The sequence below is a fragment of the Pseudoclavibacter endophyticus genome (assembly GCF_008831085.1).
Taxonomy (GTDB): Bacteria; Actinomycetota; Actinomycetes; order Actinomycetales; family Microbacteriaceae; genus Pseudoclavibacter; species Pseudoclavibacter endophyticus.
On the sequence record NZ_WBJY01000001.1, the window covers coordinates 415,191 to 433,567 of the forward strand.

Here is an 18,377-nt window from a genome sequence, read left to right on the forward strand (position 1 = left end):
GCCCCGGAGTCCGAAATCGCACGGGAGCCCGGGAACCACTGCAATGGCCGAAGCCACAAAATCATTCGCCGATCGCGCGCGCGTCCTCGCGCCGGTCGGCCTGGGCATCGTGGTGCTCGTTATCTGGCAGTCCGCGAGCCTCCTCGGCCTGGTCCCGCAGCAGTTCCTGCCCTCGCCGATCGACCTCGCGGATCGGCTGTGGGGCGACCTCGCCCGGGGCGAGCTGCTCGCCTACGCATGGGTGACCCTCGGCGAGGCGATCACCGGCTCACTCATCGCCGTCTGCATCGCGGTGCCGGTCGGCTATCTCGTCGCCCGCATCGCCATCGTCGACTACGCGCTTACCCCGTACGTGGCGGCCTCGCAGGCGGTGCCGGCGATCGCGCTCGCACCTCTGCTGGTGCTCTGGGTGGGCTATGGCCTGTTCCCCATTGCGATCCTGTGCGCGATAACCGCGTTCTTCCCGATGCTCATCACCACGTCGCTCGGCGTGCGGGGCCTGCCGCAGGACGTGCTCGAGGCGGCGAGACTCGATGGCGCCAACGCCTGGCAGTCGTTGTGGCACATCGAGGCGCCGCTCGCGCTGCCGAGCGTGCTCGCGGGCGTACGCGGCGGCGCGGCGCTGTCGATCACGGGCGCCGTCGTGGGCGAGTTCACGATGGGTGGCAACGGCCTCGGCATGCTCCTCACGCTCTATCAGGGGGCCAACGACGTGGTCGGCCTGTTCTCCACGCTCACGGTGCTGGTCGTGCTCGCGGTCTCACTCTTCACCGTGCTGCGCCTCCTCGAAGCGTGGGTCGTTTGGCGCCAGAATCGGTCTCGCGGCCGCACGAGCGACGCGATCACCGCATCCATTCCCGTCGTCGGCCGCTGAGCATCCTCAGGAGACACCCATGAGCATCCACCTCACCCGTTCACGCGCCGGTCGGCGCATCGCCGCCGTCGCCGCGGCCGTCGCGCTCGTATGGGGTGTCGCCGGATGCTCGCCCGCCGGCGACGAGGGCAGCAGCGGAGACGTGCTGACGGTCGGGCTGACGTATACGCCGAACATCCAGTTCTCGCCGTTCTACGTGGCGGCCGAGCAGGGCTTCTTCGAAGAGGTCGGACTCGACGTCGAGCTTCGGCACCACGGTCAGTCGGAGGATCTGTTCGGCGCGCTGCAGAGCGGTACGGAGGACGTGGTCTACGCGGGCGGTGACGAGATCGTGCAGGCGCGCAGCAACGGCACCGACGTCGTGTCGATCGCGACGCTCTACAGCGAGTACCCGGCTGCCCTGATCGTGCCCCGCGACTCGCCGATCGAGACGGCCGCGGACGTGCGCGGTCGCACGATCGGAACCCCGGGTCCCTTCGGGCAGACGTACTTCGCGCTCCTCGCCCTGCTGCAGTCGGGCGGCATGAGCGAAGCCGACATCGATCTGCAGTCGATCGGGTACACGCAGCAGGTGGCGCTGACCTCGGGCAAAGTCGAGGGCGTCATGGGCTTCGTGAACAACGATGCCGTGCAGTTCGAGCGGGCGGGCTTCCCCGTGCGCGTCATCGACGTGTTCGCCGAGGAGCAGGAGCTCGTCGGTCCAGCCGTCGGCGCCTCCCAGGCCACTATCGACGCGCGCGGCGACGATCTGGCCCTCCTCATGCAGGCGCTCGAGAAGGCCACGCAGTTCGTGATCGATAATCCGGAGGAGACCGTCGAGCTGTCCGCTGCCCACATCCCCACCCTCACGACCGACGAGGCGAAGGCCGACGCGCTGGCCACGCTCGACGCGACCGTGCCGTTGCTCGAGCCTGCCGGCGGGGCCCCGAGGTTCGAGAACCGGCCAGAGGTGTGGGATGCCATGGTCGCTTTCATGGGCGGCAACGGCCTGCTCGGCGAAACGGCGGTCGTCGCCGGCGAGGCGTACACCAACGCCTTCGTCCCGGGGGCGTAGCGGCGGTCCGGCGAAACTGGTGCGGCTGGTGCCGCGGCGCGAGACCGATGCGGCGTGTCGCGCGTTCGGTGCACTCAGATTGCCGCGAAGGAGTGGTGGGGCGCCTGGCCGGCGCGGAGAGCTCGCCGCCCTAGGCTGAAGCCCATGGCACTTCCCGACGGCGCCGAGCCCTCGCTCGAGCGGTCGACGCAGGGCGTCGGCCCGTGGCCCGGCGGCCCCGAGGCGTGGCCGTGGCCCGCCGATGACCGCTACGACCCAGAGCTGCTCGAGCACGGCGATTCGCGCAACGTGGTCGACCGCTTCCGCTACTGGCGTATGGAGGCGATCATCGCCGAGCTCGACGGCGCCCGGCATCCCTTCCACGTCGCCATCGAGAATTGGCAGCACGACATGAACATCGGGTCCATCGTGCGGAGCGCAAACGCCTTCGGCGCCGAGGCCGTGCACATCGTGGGCCGGAAGCGCTGGAATCGTCGCGGCGCGATGGTCACCGACCGCTACCAGCACGTCGAGCATCACGCCGACGTCGCGGCGCTCGTCGCCCGCGCGGGCGAGCTCGACGTGCCGATCATCGCGATCGACAATGTGCCCGGCAGCGAGCCCATCGAACGCTTCGCCCTGCCGAGGCGGTGCCTGTTCCTGTTCGGTCAGGAGGGGCCGGGCCTCTCGCCGGAGGCGATCGACGCTGCGGGCGCCGTGCTCGAGATCACCCAGTTCGGGTCGACACGATCGATCAACGCCTCGGCCGCAGCGGCGGTCACGATGCACTCGTGGGTGCTGCAGCACGCCGACATCTGAGCGTGCACGGCGGCGTGGATGCGCGGGCCGCGCCCTGCGGGAGTGGCACCGTCCCGCGCGGCCGTTCAGGCCGTGTCGGCGGGTGCTGCATAGAATGAAGCGTGACCGGAATGAACTTGCTCGACATCCCCGAGACGCGACTCGATGCAGAACCCGAGGTCGTCGACGACCTCAACAACCTGCCAGACGACCAGCGGGCCGTCGAGGCGATCGCCGCGAAGCACCCGGCCTCGAGCCTCGCCTGGGCGGCGCTCGCCGACGCTGCGTACCGCGAGGGGAACATCATCGGCGCGTACGCCTACGCGCGCGTCGGGTACCACCGGGGGCTCGATGCGCTGCGGAAGGCCGGCTGGCGCGGCCAGGGGCCGGTGCCGTGGTCGCACGAGCCCAACCGGGGCGTGCTGCGGGCGTTCTACGCCCTGCGCCGCTCGGCCGAACAGATCGGCGAGGTCCCCGAGGTCGAGCGCATCTCAGACCTGCTGCGAGACGCCGACCCTTCCGCGAGCGACGCCATCGAGGCGGAGCTCTCGCGTCGTGCGTCGAACGACGCGGGCGCGGCCGAAGTGGGCGCCGACGCCGACGGCGCGCGTTGATCCGCGGCACGAAGACCTGACCATCCAGGGCGACAGCGCGCCCGCAGTAACGGAATCGAGCGAGAATGCCAGGCGTAGCGATCATCGGCGGCCAGTGGGGCGATGAGGGCAAGGGCAAGGCGACCGACCTGCTGAACGACCGCATCGACTACGTCGTCAAATTCAACGGCGGCAACAATGCGGGGCACACGGTCGTGATCGGCGACGAGAAGTACGCCCTGCACCTGCTGCCGTCGGGCATCTTGACGCCGGGGGTCGTGCCCGTCATCGGCAACGGTGTCGTCATCGACCTCGATGTGCTGTTCCAGGAGATCGACGCCCTCGAGGCGCGCGGCATCGACACGTCGAAGCTCCGCGTCTCGACGAATGCGCACCTCATCACGGGCTATCACACGACGATCGACAAGGTCACCGAGCGCTTTCTCGGCAAGCGCCAGATCGGCACGACCGGTCGCGGCATCGGGCCGACGTACGCCGACAAGATCAACCGCATCGGCATCCGCATCCAGGACCTGTTCGACGAGAAAATCCTGCGCCAGAAGATCGAGGCGGCGCTGTTTCAGAAGAACCACATGCTCGTCAAGGTGTACAACCGTCGCGCCATCTCGGTCGACGAGATCTTTGACTCGCTCGTGCAGCACACCGAGCGCATTCGCCCCCTCGTCGGCGACACCGGCCGCGAGCTGCACGACGCACTCGAGGCGGGCAAGACCGTCGTGTTCGAGGCCGGCCAGGCCACCATGCTCGATGTCGACCACGGCACGTATCCGTACGTGACGTCGTCGTCCGCGGTCGCGGGCGGCGCCTCGACAGGGTCGGGCATCGGGCCGCGCAGCATCAACCGGATCATCGGCATCGTAAAGGCCTACATCACGCGAGTCGGTGCGGGGCCGTTCCCGACCGAGCTCTTCGACGAGTGGGGCGATCTGCTCGCCGAACGCGGCGGCGAGTACGGCACGACGACGGGCCGCCGCCGCCGAACTGGATGGTACGACGTTCCGATCGCGCGGTATTCCGCCCGCGTCAACGGCGTGACCGACTTCGTCATGACCAAGCTCGATGTGCTCAGCGGCATCGAGCGCATTCCCGTGTGCGTCGCCTACGACGTCGACGGCGTGCGCCACGACGAGATGCCGCTCACGCAGACCGACTTCCACCACGCGAAGCCGATCTACGAGGAATTGCCGGGGTGGAGTGAAGACCTCTCGGGATGCCGCACGTTCGACGACCTTCCCACGAACGCGCAAGACTATGTGCTGCGCATCGAGGAGCTCTCGGGCGCTCGCTTGTCGGCCATCGGCGTCGGGGCCAAGCGCGACGAGATCATCCAGCGCTACGACCTGCTCAGCGACGACTGACGTCGATTCCGCGATCGCGCGGCGCACGTGACGCCGTCTCGCGCGCAACGCCGTCTCGCGCGCAACAAGGAGTGGCTTAGCGTCATCGAGCGGGGGAGCGGGCGCCGGACACTCCCAGGTCCGACGCCCGCTGAACTGGAGGTCAGGCCGCGGTCAGGGCGTAACCGGCGTCGGCTCCGCGCCCTGTGCTGCGTGGCTCGCCCCAGATGAACGTGACCTCGTTGGCGCTTTCCGTGACGATCAGCGGCGTCGCATTCGCCGCCGCTTCGGCGACGCGGTGCGGGCGCTGGCGGGTGCGAAGCATGGGCACGAGCAGCGCGACGATCTCGAAGACGACGGCGGCGATGATCGCGATGAGCGGCGCGAGGTTGGGCGCCACGACCGGGCCCGCGCTCGTGAATCCGCCCCTCATGACGAGCGGATCGATCGCGCTGAGGCCCCAGAGTCCGGCGGCGATGCCGGCGGCGGCGGCCGCGGCCGAGAGGGCATAGGCGGTTCGAGTTCGCATGTTGGTTCCTTTGCAACGCTGACAACGAGCATGCGCCGGTGCGGCTCCGCGCAGCATCGGGCGCGCGGTGCGCTCTCGTCATCCGGGCGAGTGATGCCAGGGGCGCCCCCGTCGGTGAGCCGGCGTCGCAGCGTCGCGGCATGAGTCGCTCGCGCGGCCGATGTAGCGTAGGCGGGCAGCCACGAGGAGGACACCAGTGACCGAGGAAACCGCACCAGACGTTCCCGTCGCAGGCAACGGGCATGGCGCCCCCGCCGCGTCCGGCGTGACCACGCCGCCCGCCGCGTCCGGCGTGACCGCGCAGCCCGCAGGGCCCGCGCAGCCCGCAGGATCCGCGCAGCCCGCAGGATCCGCGCAGCCCGCAGGGCCCGCGCGACCGATCACCGCTTCGTATCAACCCCTCGTCGGGCTCGACGCGCCCGCGACGCCCACCGAGCCGGCGTTGCCCGAGGAGGCCCGCGCCGCCATCGACGACCCGTCGGCGTTGTTGCGAGCCGACGTCGCACGGCTCGTCGATCACACGCTGCTCACGACCGACGCTACGCCCAAGCAGGTGCTCGCACTGCTCGCGGAGGCAATGGAGCTTGGCGCGTACTCGATCTGCGTCTCGCCGAGCATGCTGCCCGTCGTGATCGAACAGGACGAGGTTGCGATCTGCACGGTCGTCGGCTTCCCATCCGGCAAGCACCACGCCGGCGTGAAGGCCGTCGAGGCGGCGCGCGCCGTCGTCGACGGCGCGACCGAGATCGACATGGTCATCGACATCGGCCTGCTCAAGGCCGACCGCGCCGACCTGCTGCAGCAGGAGATCGAGGCCGTGCGCAGGGCGGCACCCGCGCCGGCGGTGCTCAAGGTCATCATCGAATCGGCGGCCTTGACGAACGACGAGATCGTCATCGCGTGCGAAGCCGCAGCAGCTGCGGGTGCCGACTTCGTCAAGACGTCGACGGGGTTCCACGCCGCCGGCGGCGCCTCGGTCGAGGCCGTCCGCCTCATGCGCGAGACCGTCGGCGACCGGCTCGGGGTCAAGGCCTCCGGCGGTATCCGGGATGCTGAAACGGCGTTCGCAATGATCGAAGCGGGGGCGAACCGACTCGGGATGTCGGCGACGGCCGGTGTGCTGCACGGATGGGACGCGGTGCGCGCAGCCGCAGCAGCGTCCGGTGCCGAGGCCACCGGCGAGACCGGCGCCGAGGGCCGTGGCGGCGCGGAAAAGTAGTGTGGTAGCCTTCGCGCGCTGATGCTGACCTCCTGAGGCACGGCCAGTTTCTCCCCTCCCCCCCCCGGTGATTCCCTCTGGTTGCGCGGCCCCATTTCGGAGCCGTTCGCACCCGGGCGAAGCACGCCCGAAAGGAACGCCCAATGCCCGCAGACCAGGTTCGTCCCTCACGCAAACTCACCGCGATCCTGGCGGGTGCCGTCGTCCTCGGCATCGGCGCGGTCTCGACGCTCGCGACCTGGAATGACAGCGAGTGGGTGAATGGGCTGTTCTCCACCTCGTCGTTCGAGGTGGAGCAGAACACCGCCGCCGACATCGGCGACGCCGCCTGGGTGAAAGAGGAGTCGAACCCCGGTGGCGCGCTGCGCTTCACGGCGGACGCCGCTGCGCTGACGCCGGGTGACGCCGCGTACGCCCCCCTCGCCCTGCGCACTGCGGCCGGGTCCGACGCCGCGACCGTGACCCTCCAGGGAGCCGTCCCGGCCGCTGGGACGACGCCGGGCACTGAGCTGTGGGCCGCCCTCGATGTGCGTGTCACCACGAGCGACGCCCCGTTCACGTGCGACGCCGACGGCATCACCGCGGGAACGGAGATCGCCAGCGGCAAGCTCGCCTCCGTCGCCGCGAGCACGGCACCGCAGTCGCTCGCGGCCGACAGCGGGTCGGTGCAGTACTACTGCTTCGAGATCGCGCTGCCCGCCGAGCTGGCCGGTTCCGAAGACGTGCAGGGCCAGACGGCCCAGCCGGCGTGGGAGTTCCAGGCCGTCTCGCTCGAGGCGTGACGCCGCGAGTCGACGCGCGAGTACGACGATGACCGCCGGTGAGCGCCGTCGCTCGGCGGCCCACGCCGCGGGGCGCGGGGCGCCGGTCGCGCGCGGTGCTGGCGCGCTCGCATCCGTCGCCACAACGTTGCTCGCCATCGTCGGCGTCGCCGTGCTCGGGTGGCTCGCGTTCGCCGCGCTCACGGGCGCCCAGCTCATCGTGTTCAAGACCGGCTCGATGAGCCCGACCATGCCGCAGGGGGCCGCGGCGGTCGTGCTGCCGGTGCCCGCGTCCGACCTCGAGGTGGGCGATGTCGTCACGGTCCAGTCACATGGGAGCGACCTGCCCGTGACGCACCGCATCGTTGCGATCGAACCGGCGGCGGCGGCGCCGGGGGCGACAGCGCTCACCCTGCGCGGCGACGCCAACACCGAGGACGATCAAGCGCCCTACGTCGTGACCGAGGCCCACCGCGTCGTCGCCTCGATGCCCGGTCTCGGCACGGTCATCGCCCTCGCGCAAACCCCCATCTCGATGGGAGTGTTCACGCTCGTCGCGGCGCTCCTCGTCGTGCGCGCGTTCTGGCCGCGGCGGGTTCCCGCGGGCTCCGAGACGACTGAGGGAACCGGCACAGTCACGTCCGGCGCGGCCGAAGCGGCCGAGACCGCCACCGCCCCCAATGCTCCGACGGACAACGTCGTGCCGGAGACCGCCGTGCCGGAGACCGCCGTGCCGGGAGCGCGCCGGTGAACGAGGCACGGGCACGCGGGACGCGTCGACTGGGTACTGCGCTCGTCGCCGTGTTCTCGGTCGTGCTCGCCCTGGGCGTCGTGCTCGTGGCCGGCCGTGGGGTCGCCGCCTGGCAGGACGTGTCGGAGCCGGACGAGAACGGGCGGCTCCACCTGCGCACCAACCCATTCCCCGCCGAATGGCACGAACTCGGTGCAGGTGACGTCGTCACGTGGCACGTCGAAGCGTCGCTGCACGGCGCCGAACGCAGCACGCTCGCCCTCGAACTCGAGGCCTCCGGCACCCTCGTAGATGCGGGTATGCGCGTCGCGGTCGACGGCTGCACGCTGGAGTACCTGGGGCGCGCATGCCCGGGTGAATCGAGCGCGATCGTCGACGATATGGCGCTCACCGACCTGCCGCGCGAGGCCGACGGCCGCACGTGGCAGCTCGCCGACCTCACCGAGGATGCCCCCAGGTACCTCCTCATCACCGTCTCCATCCCAGCGTCACCTGACCGGGCCGGGCTCGAGGGCCGCCTCGGAGTCGGGCTGCACGCGTCCGGCGACGATCAAGGCGTTCCCGCGGCGGGAGCCGAACCACCCGGCGCCCTCGCGCCGACGGGTGGCGACCTGCTCGCGCTCCTCGTGCTCGCGATCGGGATGCTCGGGGTCGGTTCCGGCGCGCTCCTTCGGCGCCGCCGTCGAGGGGAGGCCGGGGCATGACCGCCACGCGGGGGCGGGAACGACTCGCGCGGGGGTGGCGATCCATCGTCACGGCCATTGCGGGCACGGCGGTGCTCGCCGGACTCGCCGTCACGCCGAGCGTGACTCAGACGCTGGCGTCGTGGACCGACGCAGAATGGGTGAGCGGTGGCCTCGGCGTGCTCGATTGCGCCGACCCGGCCGCGGGCACCTTCGCGACGCGCGGCGCGGGCACGATGGTGAGCGGCACGGCACTCGGCACCGATCTCGACGCGATCGCCGAGGTCGAGGACGCGGTCGTGCGCAACCCGGGCGACCTCGCCTCTCCCGACGACACGACCTTCTCGCCCCTGTCCGTCACGGCGCTGCAGGCACTGCAGCTCGCGTTCGGGAACGCACTGCAGCTTCCCCTCGACTCGAGCACCGGCGTGGTCGGCCAGTACGCGCAGGCGACCTCGACCGGCACCATGGCCGGAGCATCCGGTCTCATCAGCGACACCGGGGCGATCGTGCTCGACGAGCCGACCGACGGGTATCCCGAACTCGCCGAGCTGCAGCTGTCGACCCTGCTCGACGCCCCCGGCATCGGCCTCGGATCGCTGCTCGGCGACAACGTGACCGATGTGACGCTGTCGGCGGGTGCCGTCGGGGCGCGCGCCGATCTGGACGCGTGCACAGCGGCATTCGAGGGCATCGCGGCGGACACGTTGCAGCGCACCTATCTCGCGAGCGACGTGGACACGACCATCGAATCGCCCGCGGTGGGAACGCTCGTGAGCGGGGTCGCCAGGGTCATCGATGGCCTCGAGGGGGGCGTCAACGGGCTCGCGTCGAACCAGAGCGTGCTGTCGGGCATCACGGGCGGGGTCTCGAGCCTGCTCGGCGGGCTGCTCGGGTCGCTGCGCCTCGGCACCATCAGCGCGAGCGTGACAGCAACGATCGACCTGAGCCCGGTGCGTACCTTCGTGACCCAGCCGTTCGGCGACGCCGGCGGCGTGCTCACGATCGACCCGGTCGCCGGCACCGTGCGCATCTCGACGGCCGCGCTGCTCGATGCCGCATACCCGGGGCAATTCTCCAACGGCCTCAACGGCCTGCCGCCGAACACGAACCTGCTCGGCGACCCGGCGATCCTGACGGCGCTCACCGCCGCGCTGGGAGGTGCCCTCGACGACTGGCTGGCCAACGTGCAAGCGCTGCTCACCAGCGCACTCGACGCCGTGCAGGTCAACGTCACGGCGACGGTCGCCGTTCAGCTCTTTCTCGTGCTCGGCTGGGTGGACGTCGCCACGATTACGGCCAACGTCAACGCGTCGCTCGCGAGTCTGCTCGCGGGCGGCGTCACCAGCCAGGTCGACGTGCGCCTGCTTGGCTCGATCCAGCTCGGTCTCCTCGAGCCGCTCGTGGCGGCCCTCGTGAACGGCTTCGGTGGTGTCGTCGGGACGGTCGTCGGCGCCGCACTGACGCCGCTCGCGGGGCTCGGCAGCGCGGTCGCCGCCCTCACGCAACCCGTCATCGCCGTCGTCAGCGGCGTCTACTCGGCGCTCTTCCTGGGTGGCATCGTCTCGATCACGATGAACACCCAGAACATTCCGGGCACGGGCGAGGGCCCCGCCGAGTGGCGCAACCTGCCGGAGGGGCAGTTCGACGTCTCGGCGATTCGCATTGGCGTGCTCGATGCGCTCGGCGCGCAGGCCATCGCGCTCCATCTCGGTCGCGCGTCGGTCGGCGCATCCTGCCTCGCCTCCATCGCCGTGGGCGGTGACTGCCCGGCACCGTCGACGGTCTGACCGGGGCTGCAGCGCTACGCTTGCAGCTATGTCAGCGACGTCCGAGGCACTCGAGGAACTGCAGCGCATCCGCGGCAGCATCGACAACATTGACGCCGCGCTGGTGCACTTGCTGGCCGAGCGGTTCAAGCACACCCAGCAGGTCGGGCTGCTCAAGGCGGCGCACGATCTGCCGCCGTCCGACCCGGACCGCGAGCGGCAGCAGATCGAGCGGCTCCGTCGGCTCGCCCGCGACGCGCACCTGGATCCCGAGTTCGCGGAGAAGTTCCTCGGCTTCATCGTCGCCGAAGTGATCCAGCACCACACGAGGATCGCCGAGCAGCAGTAGCGCCGGCCCGGTGTGAGGACCGGCCCCGGTCCGTGGGGATTGGAACCGATCCGTCGCGGTGCCTATGATCGCGAGGCGAAGCGTCCATCGCTGCGACGCAGCACCGGACCGCGCCGACGAACCGAGGAGCCGACCCAGTGACGAACTCGACGGACTCGACGAACGACCCAACGCCAACGACGCCGAAGACCGTTCTCGAAGCGAGCGTCGAGGTGCTCCGCGCGCACGGCCTCACGACGGTGTTTGGCAACCCCGGTTCGAACGAGCTGCCGTTCCTCGCGGGCCTCGGTGCCGACTTCGACTTCGTGCTGGGCTTGCACGAGCAGGTCGTCGTCGGCATGGCCGAGGGATATGCGCGGGTGACTGGTCGGCCGGCGCTCGTCAACCTGCACGCAGCATCCGGATCCGGCAACGGCATGGGCGCGCTCACGAACGCGCACTACGGGCACGTGCCCATGGTGGTGCTGGCCGGCCAGCAGGTGCGCCGCACCGTCGGCCAGGAGACGATGCTCGCCAGCGCTGACGCGGCGCTGCTGCCGGCACCCCTCGTGAAGTACTCGCACGAGCCGCTCGCCGCCGCCGACGTGCCCCGCACGCTGAGCCAGGCTGCGCTCGAGGCGTCGGCGCCGCCCGCGGGCCCCGTGTACGTGTCGGTGCCGCTCGACGACTGGGGCGAGCCCGCGCTCGATGACGACGCCCTGCTCCTGGAGCGTTCGGTGACGATCGCCGGCGGGCTGCCCGAGGCGCTCGTGCGTGACCTCGCCTCGACGCTCGACGCCGCCTCGTCGCCCGCCCTCGTCGTCGGCCCGCAGCTCGACGCCGCCTCGGTCGACGACCCGGCCGTCTTCGAGGCCGCAGCGGTGCTCGCCGAGCGGCTCGACGCATCCGTGTACGTCGCCCCGTCGCCTTCCCGCGGACCGTTCGCGACGACGCACCCCAACTTCGAGGGCGTCATCGTGCCCGGCATCAGCTCCGTGCGCGAGCGGCTCTCGGGTCACGACGTGGTGCTCGTGCTCGGCGCGCCCGTCTTCCGTTACCACCGCTGGGAGCCGGGCGACTACCTCGAGCCGGGCACCGATGTCATCCAGATCACGCAGGATGCTCGCGAGGCGACGCGGGCGCCGTTCGGTCGCGCGATCGTCGCCTCGGTCGGCCCCGCCACGACCGCGCTCGCATCGCTCGTCGCCGACCGCGGCCGGCGCCGCGGCGATCGTGGCAGCCGCGAGCTCTCGCCCGCCCGCACCTCGCCCGACGGCATGACCGGGACCGAGATCCTCGAGGTGCTCAACGCCCACGTGAACGACAGCGTCGCCTATGTCAACGAGACGACGACGCTCGACCTCGACTACCTCGAGCGCATCGCGATCGACCGGCCGGGCATGTACCACTTCCCGGCCTCGGGCGGCCTCGGCTTCGGTCTCCCGGTCGCCGTCGGCATGTCGATCGCCGCGCCGGAGCGCACGATCGTCGCGACGGTGGGCGACGGTTCGGCCAACTACGGCATCTCGGCGCTGTACACGGCGGCCCAGCGGGGCACGCGCACGGTGTTCGTGATCGTCAACAACGGCGGATACGGGGCACTCGCGGGGTTTGCCGAGCGGATGGGCGCGGGCCACGTGCCGGGGCTGCAACTCGGCGGCATCGATTTTGCCGCGATCGCGCAGGGCTACGGTGTGCCGGCCTCCACCACCCGCACGCGGGAGGAGTTCACGGCGGCATACCGGAACGCGCTCGGGGCATCCGGTCCCGTGCTCATCGACGCCCGGATCGTGCCGTAGGCCGCCGCCGTTCGATCGTCGCGACCCTGGGTCGCGTGCGTCAATCGACCCAGACGTACTCCATGTTGGGGCGCCCCGGCTCGCCGTAGCGGGGCCGCGACGTGGCGTGCCCGTCGCGAACCAACTGCTCGAGATACCGCCGCGCGCTCACCCGGGAAACACCCACCTCGGCCCCGATCTCGCTCGCCGTTCGCGGCCCGCCGGCGCCGCGAAGCGCCCACGAGACCGCCTCGTGGGTTGCGGGGGCGAGCCCCTTGGGAAGCGAGCGCACGTCGCCGAGCGGATCGCGCAGCGCGTCGATGTCCGCCTGCGAGAGGGGCCGGTGGGCCGGCGCACGGCGACGCGCCTCTCGGACCTTCGAGTAGGCCCCGAGCCGCTTCGCGAAGTCGCGCTGCGTGAACGGCTTGAGCAGGTAGTCGGCGATCCCGAGACGCACCGCGCGTTCGACGACGGCGCGGTCGGGCACCGCCGTGATCATGATCACGTCGAAGTCGTCCGGGCGCAGCGCACGCACCCGCCGCAGCAGGTCCATGCCACTGCCATCGCCGAGGTGGAGGTCGAGTAGCACGAGCTCGGGCCGCTCCCGTTCGAGCAGCGCGAGCGCGCCGGCGACGTCGGCGGCCCGCCCGAGCACGGTGAACTCCGGCATCGTCTCGAGGTACCGGCGGTGCAAGGCCGCGACCGCGTCGTCGTCCTCGACGATGACGACGGTAACGGGAGGGTCGATCGAACTCGTCACGGGGCCTCCTCCCTGGCGTCAGCGGCGACGGTACCGGATGCCCGTCTCGCCCCGGGTGCGCTCGTCACGCCTCCGAGGGGCCCGGCCGACCCGTCGCCCGCGGGCAGCCAGACGTCGAACGCCGCGCCCCCGAGCTCGGCGTCGGCGACCTCGATCGTGCCCCCGCGCCCCGCGACGATGCCGGCGAGGAGATGCAGCCCGACGCCGCGCCCGGCGCCGGTCGCGGGTTTCGTCGAGACGCCCTCGACGAAGATGCGCCGCCGATCGTCGACCGGCACGCCCGGCCCGTCGTCCTCCACGCGGATTTCGAGCCCCGCCTCGTCGCCGGACAGGTACACCTCCACGCGCGACGCCGCGGCCTCGACCGCGTTCGACAGCAGATTGCCGACGATCGTGATCGTCACGGCGTCGCACGCGCACGACGGCTCGACGATCGTGTCATCGGACACCGCCAGCGTGACGCCGCAACGCGCGGCCGAGGCCATCCGGGCCTCGAGCAGCGCCGCGAGCACCGGGGGACGGACGGTCGTCAAGTCGTCGCGAACGCCCGGGCGCGAGCCCGCCGGGAAGGTGTCGAGCATGCGAGCGGCCTCGTCGATCTCACCCATGCCGAGCAGACCGGCGATCACGTGCATCCGGTTCTCGAACTCGTGCGTCTCGCGGCGCATGGCGTCGGCTCGCGCGGTCTGGGCGTCGAGATCGGCGAGCGCACGCTCGAGCTCGGTGCGGTTCTGGAACAGGAGCGTGACCCCGGCGGGTCGCCCGCCCACCTCAGCGGTCGACAGCGTGACGACGAGGCTGCGGTCGCCGAGCCGGAGCTGCGAGCGCTGCGGCGCGGCGTCCGTCATGACGGTCGTCGGGCCCGACACGAGCGGGGCGAGCTCGACCGGCAGGGCGGAGGCGGCGTCGCGGCCCAGGATGTCGCGCACGCCGAGCATGTCCTCGGCGGCCCTGTTCGCGAGGGCGACGCGACCGGACGCATCTACCGCGACGAAGCCATCGCTCACCCCGGCAATCATGCCCTCCCGCGTCTGCAGGAGCGTGCGGAGCTCGCGGGGGTCGACGCCGTAGAGGCGGCGGCGGATCATGCGCGTGGCCACCCAGCTGAGCAGCGACCCGGCTATGACGGCCGCGAGCGCCACCCCCACGAGCTGCCACGTGCGGTCTGCGACGTCGCGTGCGAGATCGGATTCGAGCATCCCGACCGAAAGTGTGCCGATGATGGCGCCGGCGGCGTCGCGCACTGGGACCTTGGCCCGGAACGTGACCCCGAGCGTCCCCTCCTCGGTGCCGACGAACTCATGCCCGAGCCGCACCTGCGAGTGATCCGTCGAGACGGGCCGCCCGATCTGCGAGCGGTCCGGGTGGGAGACCCGGATGCCATGCATATCGACGACCGTGATGTATTCGACGCCGGATGCGAGCCGGAGGGCGTCCATGACCGGTTGGATCGTGGACGTCGGGTCGTCGGAGCGCAACCCCTCGACGACGGTCGGGAGCGACGCCGCCGAGATCGCGAGTGCGCGGATGTCGTCTTCGGCATCGTCGCGAACGAGCGCGACCTGGGCCGTGGCCGCGGCACTCGTGAACACGGCGGCGACCACGATGATGAGCGCGACCTGCATGGCGAACAGCTCGGCGCCGAAGCCGGCGACGCGCCGGCGCAGTCTCGTGAACACAACGACCGTAATTTCTCTTAGTTTCGAAAACTCCATCAGGGCCGCCCCGCTGCCTAACGTGTCACCACAGCGCTGCCGTCGACGTCGATGTCGGGCGGCGTGCCACCGAGGGATCAGCTTCAACGACGAAGGCGGGCCAATGCGATTCTCGCTCAAACAGGCGGTGTTCGGCATCGCGGTGATCGTCGTGGCTGCCGTCGCGTTCGTGAACGCGGCGCAGTCCGGCGGGACTGCGACGGTGCGGAACAAGCTAACGATCATCGCCCCCGCGTCGCCGGGCGGCGGCTGGGACGGCTTCGCGCGCGAGGCGCAGCTCGTCTTGCGCGAGGACGGCATCGTGAACAACGTGCAGGTCGTCAACGTGCCGGGCGCCGGCGGCACGATCGGCCTCTCGCAGCTCGTGCAGATGCACGGGCGCGACGACGTGCTCATGGTGACGGGCGGCGTCATGATCGGCGCGATCTCGGTCGGCAACACGCCCGAGTCCATCGATGACGTGACGCCCGTCGCCCGCCTCGCCGACGACTACGCCGCGCTCGTGGTGCCCGCGGACTCCGACATCGAGACGTTCGAGGAGTTCGTCGAGGCGTGGCGTGACGACCCGACGGGCGTCTCCATCGCGGGCGGCTCGCTCGGCGGCATCGACCACCTCGTGACGGGCATGCTCGCGCGCGAGATCGGCATCGACCCCGAGCAGGCGAACTACCTCGCCTACTCGGGCGGCGGCGAGACCCTCTCCGCCCTGCTCTCGCACACGACGACCGCGGGGATGGCCGGCTACAACGAGTTCGCCGGGCAGATCGAGTCGGGCACGCTTCGCCTGCTCGCCGTCTCGGCCCCCGAGCCGATCGACGGCATCGACGCGCCCACGTTCATCCAGGGAGGTGTCGACGTGCAGATGGCCAATTGGCGCGGGTTCGTGGCCCCGCCGGGACTGACGGAGCCGCAGGTCGACGAGCTTCGGGCCATCATCGATGAGCTCCACGGCAGCCCGGGGTGGGCTGACGTCGTCGCCCGCAACGCCTGGACCGACAACTACATGGTCGGCGACGAGTTCTCGGGCTTCCTCGACGACGAGCAAGCGCTGACCGACGAGATCGTTGAGGAGCTCGGACTATGACGAACGGTCGTTCCCCAGCAGGCGCGCGAACGCCGCGCCCGGCCGCCCGGCCGAGCCCCGCACGTCGGCTGCGCGGTCGCCTCGCGGACGTCGGCATCGCCCTCGTGGCACTGGCGGTTGCGCTCGTGCTGCTCATCGGCGCACTGAACATGGATGTCCGGGGCCAGCAGGTGCCCGGTCCCCAGTTCTTCCCGTTCATCGTCAGCGGCCTCCTCGCCGTGGTCGGCGTCGTGCTGCTCGCCATGCAGCTGCGTCGGCCCGACGAGGACGGTGCCGACTGGCACCGGCCGGACATCAGTGAAGACATGCTGCGCGACCTCGGGGCCAACACCGAGCTCATTCGCGTCGACCGGGCCGCTGCACCGGCCGCCAACGACGACCCCAACACGGGGCACCCGATCGACTGGCGCACCGTCGGGATGACCGTGGGCGCAATCGCGCTGTTCGCGCTCGCACTCGAGTTCGTCGGCTGGATCATCGCCGCCACCGCGATGTTCTGGCTCATCGCCTTCGCCTTCGGAGCGAAGCGACCACTCGTCAACCTGGGGATCGCGCTGCTCTTGGCATCGATCATCCAGCTCCTGTTCGTCGGCGCGCTCGGCTTGAGCCTGCCGGCCGGATTCGTGGGGGTGCTGTTCTGATGGACCAGCTTGGACTGCTGTTCGAGGGCTTCGCGGGGGCGCTGACCCCGATCAACCTGCTGTGGGTCGTGATCGGCGCCGTGCTCGGCACCGCGGTCGGGGTGCTGCCCGGCCTGGGCTCGTCGATGGCGGTGGCGCTGCTGCTGCCGATCACGTTCAGCCTCGATCCGACGGCCGCGTTCATCATGTTCGCCGGCATCTACTTCGGCGGCATGTTCGGCGACTCGACCGCGGCGATCCTGCTCAATACGCCCGGGAACTCGACCGCCATCGCGACGAGCTTCGAGGGCCATCGCATGGCCCGCAACGGCAAGGCGGGCAAGGCGCTCGCGACCGCCGCGATCGGCGCGTTCATCGGCGGTCTGCTCGCGACGATGCTCACGGTCGTCGCGATGCCGATGCTCACTGCGCTCGCGACCCTGTTCGGCCCGGCCGAGTACTTCGCGCTCGCCGTCTTCGCGTTTCTCGCGATCAGCTCGGTCGTCTCGGAATCGATCGTGCGCGGGCTCGCGGCGCTCGGCATCGGGCTCGCGCTCACCTTCATCGGCATCGACGGCCCGAGCGGCACCGAGCGCTACACGTTCGGCCTGCCGCAGCTGTTCGACGGGCTGTCGATCGTCGTCATCACGGTCGGGTTGCTCGCGCTCGGCGAGGTGTTCGCCGTCGCCGCCCGAATCCGCGGCACGAACGGCGCCGAGAAGCTCCTGCCGCGCCAGCGTGTCTGGTTGTCCGGGCGCGAGCTGCGCCAGGCGCTGCCCGCCCTGTTCCGCGGCACGGGCTTCGGCGTGCCATTCGGCATCATCCCTGCCGGTGGCGCCGAGGTGCCGACCTTTCTCGCGTACGGCACCGAGAAGCGCCTCGCGAGGCGTCGCGGTGACACGGAGTTCGGCACGACCGGTTCGCTGCGGGGTGTCGCGGGACCCGAGGCGGCCGGCAACGCCACCGCCGGCACGGCGATGGGTGCGCTGCTCGCGCTCGGGCTGCCGACGAGCGCGACCGCGGCGATCATGATCGCCGCGTTCCAGCAGTACGGCCTGCAGCCGGGCCCGCTGCTGTTCGAGCGAAACGCCGACCTGGTGTGGACGCTCCTGGCTTCGCTGTTCATCGGCCTCGTTGTACTGCTCGGCATCAACCTCGGCCTAGCGGGGCTGTGGGTGCGACTGCTGCGGGTGCCAAAGCCGTACCTCTATGCGGGCATCGCGGTCTTGTCGGTCCTCGGCGTCTACGCCATGGGATCCTCCGTCGTCGACGTCGTCGTGCTGCTCGGGATCGGACTGCTCGGGTTCCTCATGCGCCGAGCACGCGTGCCGCTCGCGCCCGTCATGATCGCGGTCGTGCTCGGTCCGCTCGCCGAGACCGAGCTGCGTCGAGCCCTCGCGGTTTCGGAGGGTGATGCCGCTTCGCTCGTGTCGAGCCCGTTCACAATTACGCTCTACTCCGTGCTCGCGGTCGCGCTCGTCGTGTCGCTCGTGCAGCACGTGCGCAAGCGCTCCGTCAGCGCGCGCGCGTCGACCGGTTCCCTCGGGGTGCAGGAATCGGGGGCAGGCGGCGCGAACACCGGGAGCGCGGGCGTTTCCGCACCCTCTGGGACGGGGACGTCGGACACTGGCCGCGGCGCGGACCCGAAGGGGCCTCCGCCCCGAGGATGAACCTGGAACTCGGGGCATCGTCCCGGCTCCCGCCTCGGCTACCGTGTCGAGAGG

The 18,377-nt window shown here is 70.9% G+C and carries 18 protein-coding genes; 15 read left to right on the plus strand and 3 right to left on the minus strand.

Translation table 11 applies throughout. The annotated features are described in order from the left end of the window. The first annotated feature begins 43 nt into the window (after positions 1-43). The 5 genes from F8O04_RS01800 (at position 44) to F8O04_RS01820 (ending at position 4,677) form a co-directional block, all read left to right on the plus strand. Positions 44-874, plus strand: coding sequence for an ABC transporter permease (locus F8O04_RS01800; RefSeq protein WP_158027606.1), 831 nt, complete (start codon positions 44-46; stop codon positions 872-874). Between the two features lie 19 nt (positions 875-893). Continuing rightward, a complete protein-coding gene (locus tag F8O04_RS01805) occupies positions 894-1,928 on the plus strand; it encodes an ABC transporter substrate-binding protein (RefSeq protein ID WP_158027607.1) in 1,035 nt (344 codons plus the stop codon). A 144-nt stretch (positions 1,929-2,072) separates the two neighbouring features. Beyond that, on the plus strand, positions 2,073-2,726 hold the full coding sequence (locus tag F8O04_RS01810) for a TrmH family RNA methyltransferase (protein WP_158027609.1): 654 nt from the start codon (positions 2,073-2,075) through the stop codon (positions 2,724-2,726). Between the two features lie 101 nt (positions 2,727-2,827). Next, positions 2,828-3,319, plus strand: coding sequence for a DUF3151 domain-containing protein (locus F8O04_RS01815; RefSeq protein WP_158027610.1), 492 nt, complete (start codon positions 2,828-2,830; stop codon positions 3,317-3,319). Positions 3,320-3,384: 65 nt separating this feature from the next. Continuing rightward, positions 3,385-4,677, plus strand: a complete 1,293-nt coding sequence (locus tag F8O04_RS01820; protein ID WP_158027611.1) for an adenylosuccinate synthase — start codon at positions 3,385-3,387, stop codon at positions 4,675-4,677. A 142-nt stretch (positions 4,678-4,819) separates the two neighbouring features. On the opposite strand, the gene F8O04_RS01825 is transcribed toward F8O04_RS01820, so the two are convergent. After that, entirely contained in the window at positions 4,820-5,185 is a 366-nt protein-coding gene (locus F8O04_RS01825; RefSeq protein ID WP_158027613.1) for a hypothetical protein, read from the minus strand. Positions 5,186-5,651: 466 nt separating this feature from the next. On the opposite strand from F8O04_RS01825, the gene deoC reads away from it, so the two are divergent. The 7 genes from deoC to mdlC all read left to right on the plus strand — a co-directional run bounded on the left by deoC (position 5,652) and on the right by mdlC (position 12,495). Continuing rightward, positions 5,652-6,404 carry a deoxyribose-phosphate aldolase gene (gene deoC, locus F8O04_RS01830; protein ID WP_225734967.1) on the plus strand — a complete coding sequence of 251 codons (753 nt, stop codon included), beginning with the start codon at positions 5,652-5,654 and terminating at the stop codon, positions 6,402-6,404. Positions 6,405-6,547: 143 nt separating this feature from the next. Further along, positions 6,548-7,186, plus strand: a complete 639-nt coding sequence (locus F8O04_RS01835) for a SipW-dependent-type signal peptide-containing protein (protein WP_188726335.1) — start codon at positions 6,548-6,550, stop codon at positions 7,184-7,186. Between the two features lie 28 nt (positions 7,187-7,214). After that, a complete protein-coding gene (locus F8O04_RS01840; RefSeq protein WP_158027615.1) occupies positions 7,215-7,916 on the plus strand; it encodes a signal peptidase I in 702 nt (233 codons plus the stop codon). Then, a complete protein-coding gene (locus F8O04_RS01845; RefSeq protein ID WP_158027616.1) occupies positions 7,913-8,620 on the plus strand; it encodes a hypothetical protein in 708 nt (235 codons plus the stop codon). The genes F8O04_RS01840 and F8O04_RS01845 overlap by 4 nt, the downstream gene beginning before the upstream one ends. Then, entirely contained in the window at positions 8,617-10,389 is a 1,773-nt protein-coding gene (locus F8O04_RS01850; protein WP_158027617.1) for a choice-of-anchor G family protein, read from the plus strand. The genes F8O04_RS01845 and F8O04_RS01850 overlap by 4 nt, the downstream gene beginning before the upstream one ends. Positions 10,390-10,417: 28 nt before the next feature. After that, the gene (locus F8O04_RS01855) at positions 10,418-10,717 is read left to right on the plus strand and encodes a chorismate mutase (RefSeq protein WP_158027618.1); all 300 of its coding nucleotides are present in this window, start codon (positions 10,418-10,420) and stop codon (positions 10,715-10,717) included. 137 nt (positions 10,718-10,854) lie between these two features. Beyond that, complete coding sequence (gene mdlC / locus F8O04_RS01860) at positions 10,855-12,495, plus strand: benzoylformate decarboxylase (protein WP_158027620.1); 1,641 nt, start codon at positions 10,855-10,857, stop codon at positions 12,493-12,495. 40 nt (positions 12,496-12,535) lie between these two features. Here mdlC and F8O04_RS01865 read toward each other — a convergent pair whose 3' ends face one another. After that, complete coding sequence (locus tag F8O04_RS01865) at positions 12,536-13,234, minus strand: response regulator (protein ID WP_158027621.1); 699 nt, start codon at positions 13,232-13,234, stop codon at positions 12,536-12,538. Further along, positions 13,231-14,949 carry an ATP-binding protein gene (locus F8O04_RS01870; RefSeq protein ID WP_188726334.1) on the minus strand — a complete coding sequence of 573 codons (1,719 nt, stop codon included), beginning with the start codon at positions 14,947-14,949 and terminating at the stop codon, positions 13,231-13,233. Before F8O04_RS01870 ends, F8O04_RS01865 begins: the two co-directional genes overlap by 4 nt. 103 nt (positions 14,950-15,052) lie before the next feature. Between F8O04_RS01870 and F8O04_RS01875 the strand changes: the two genes are divergently transcribed. The 3 genes from F8O04_RS01875 to F8O04_RS01885 are packed head-to-tail and all read left to right on the plus strand — an operon-like array spanning position 15,053 to position 18,323. Then, a complete protein-coding gene (locus F8O04_RS01875; RefSeq protein WP_158027625.1) occupies positions 15,053-16,033 on the plus strand; it encodes a Bug family tripartite tricarboxylate transporter substrate binding protein in 981 nt (326 codons plus the stop codon). After that, complete coding sequence (locus F8O04_RS01880; protein WP_158027626.1) at positions 16,030-16,674, plus strand: tripartite tricarboxylate transporter TctB family protein; 645 nt, start codon at positions 16,030-16,032, stop codon at positions 16,672-16,674. Before F8O04_RS01875 ends, F8O04_RS01880 begins: the two co-directional genes overlap by 4 nt. Beyond that, entirely contained in the window at positions 16,674-18,323 is a 1,650-nt protein-coding gene (locus F8O04_RS01885) for a tripartite tricarboxylate transporter permease (RefSeq protein WP_158027627.1), read from the plus strand. Before F8O04_RS01880 ends, F8O04_RS01885 begins: the two co-directional genes overlap by 1 nt. Positions 18,324-18,377 lie beyond the last annotated feature (54 nt).

Coding starts and splice junctions, on each gene's coding strand:
- F8O04_RS01875 (WP_158027625.1), top strand. CDS start 15,053: ATGCGATTCTCGCTCAAACAGGCGGTGTTCGGCATCGCGGTGATCGTC.
- F8O04_RS01850 (WP_158027617.1), top strand. CDS start 8,617: ATGACCGCCACGCGGGGGCGGGAACGACTCGCGCGGGGGTGGCGATCC.
- F8O04_RS01810 (WP_158027609.1), top strand. CDS start 2,073: ATGGCACTTCCCGACGGCGCCGAGCCCTCGCTCGAGCGGTCGACGCAG.
- F8O04_RS01880 (WP_158027626.1), top strand. CDS start 16,030: ATGACGAACGGTCGTTCCCCAGCAGGCGCGCGAACGCCGCGCCCGGCC.
- F8O04_RS01840 (WP_158027615.1), top strand. CDS start 7,215: ATGACCGCCGGTGAGCGCCGTCGCTCGGCGGCCCACGCCGCGGGGCGC.
- F8O04_RS01835 (WP_188726335.1), top strand. CDS start 6,548: ATGCCCGCAGACCAGGTTCGTCCCTCACGCAAACTCACCGCGATCCTG.
- F8O04_RS01825 (WP_158027613.1), bottom strand. CDS start 5,185: ATGCGAACTCGAACCGCCTATGCCCTCTCGGCCGCGGCCGCCGCCGCC.
- F8O04_RS01805 (WP_158027607.1), top strand. CDS start 894: ATGAGCATCCACCTCACCCGTTCACGCGCCGGTCGGCGCATCGCCGCC.
- F8O04_RS01870 (WP_188726334.1), bottom strand. CDS start 14,949: ATGGAGTTTTCGAAACTAAGAGAAATTACGGTCGTTGTGTTCACGAGA.
- F8O04_RS01820 (WP_158027611.1), top strand. CDS start 3,385: ATGCCAGGCGTAGCGATCATCGGCGGCCAGTGGGGCGATGAGGGCAAG.
- F8O04_RS01885 (WP_158027627.1), top strand. CDS start 16,674: ATGGACCAGCTTGGACTGCTGTTCGAGGGCTTCGCGGGGGCGCTGACC.
- F8O04_RS01855 (WP_158027618.1), top strand. CDS start 10,418: ATGTCAGCGACGTCCGAGGCACTCGAGGAACTGCAGCGCATCCGCGGC.
- F8O04_RS01800 (WP_158027606.1), top strand. CDS start 44: ATGGCCGAAGCCACAAAATCATTCGCCGATCGCGCGCGCGTCCTCGCG.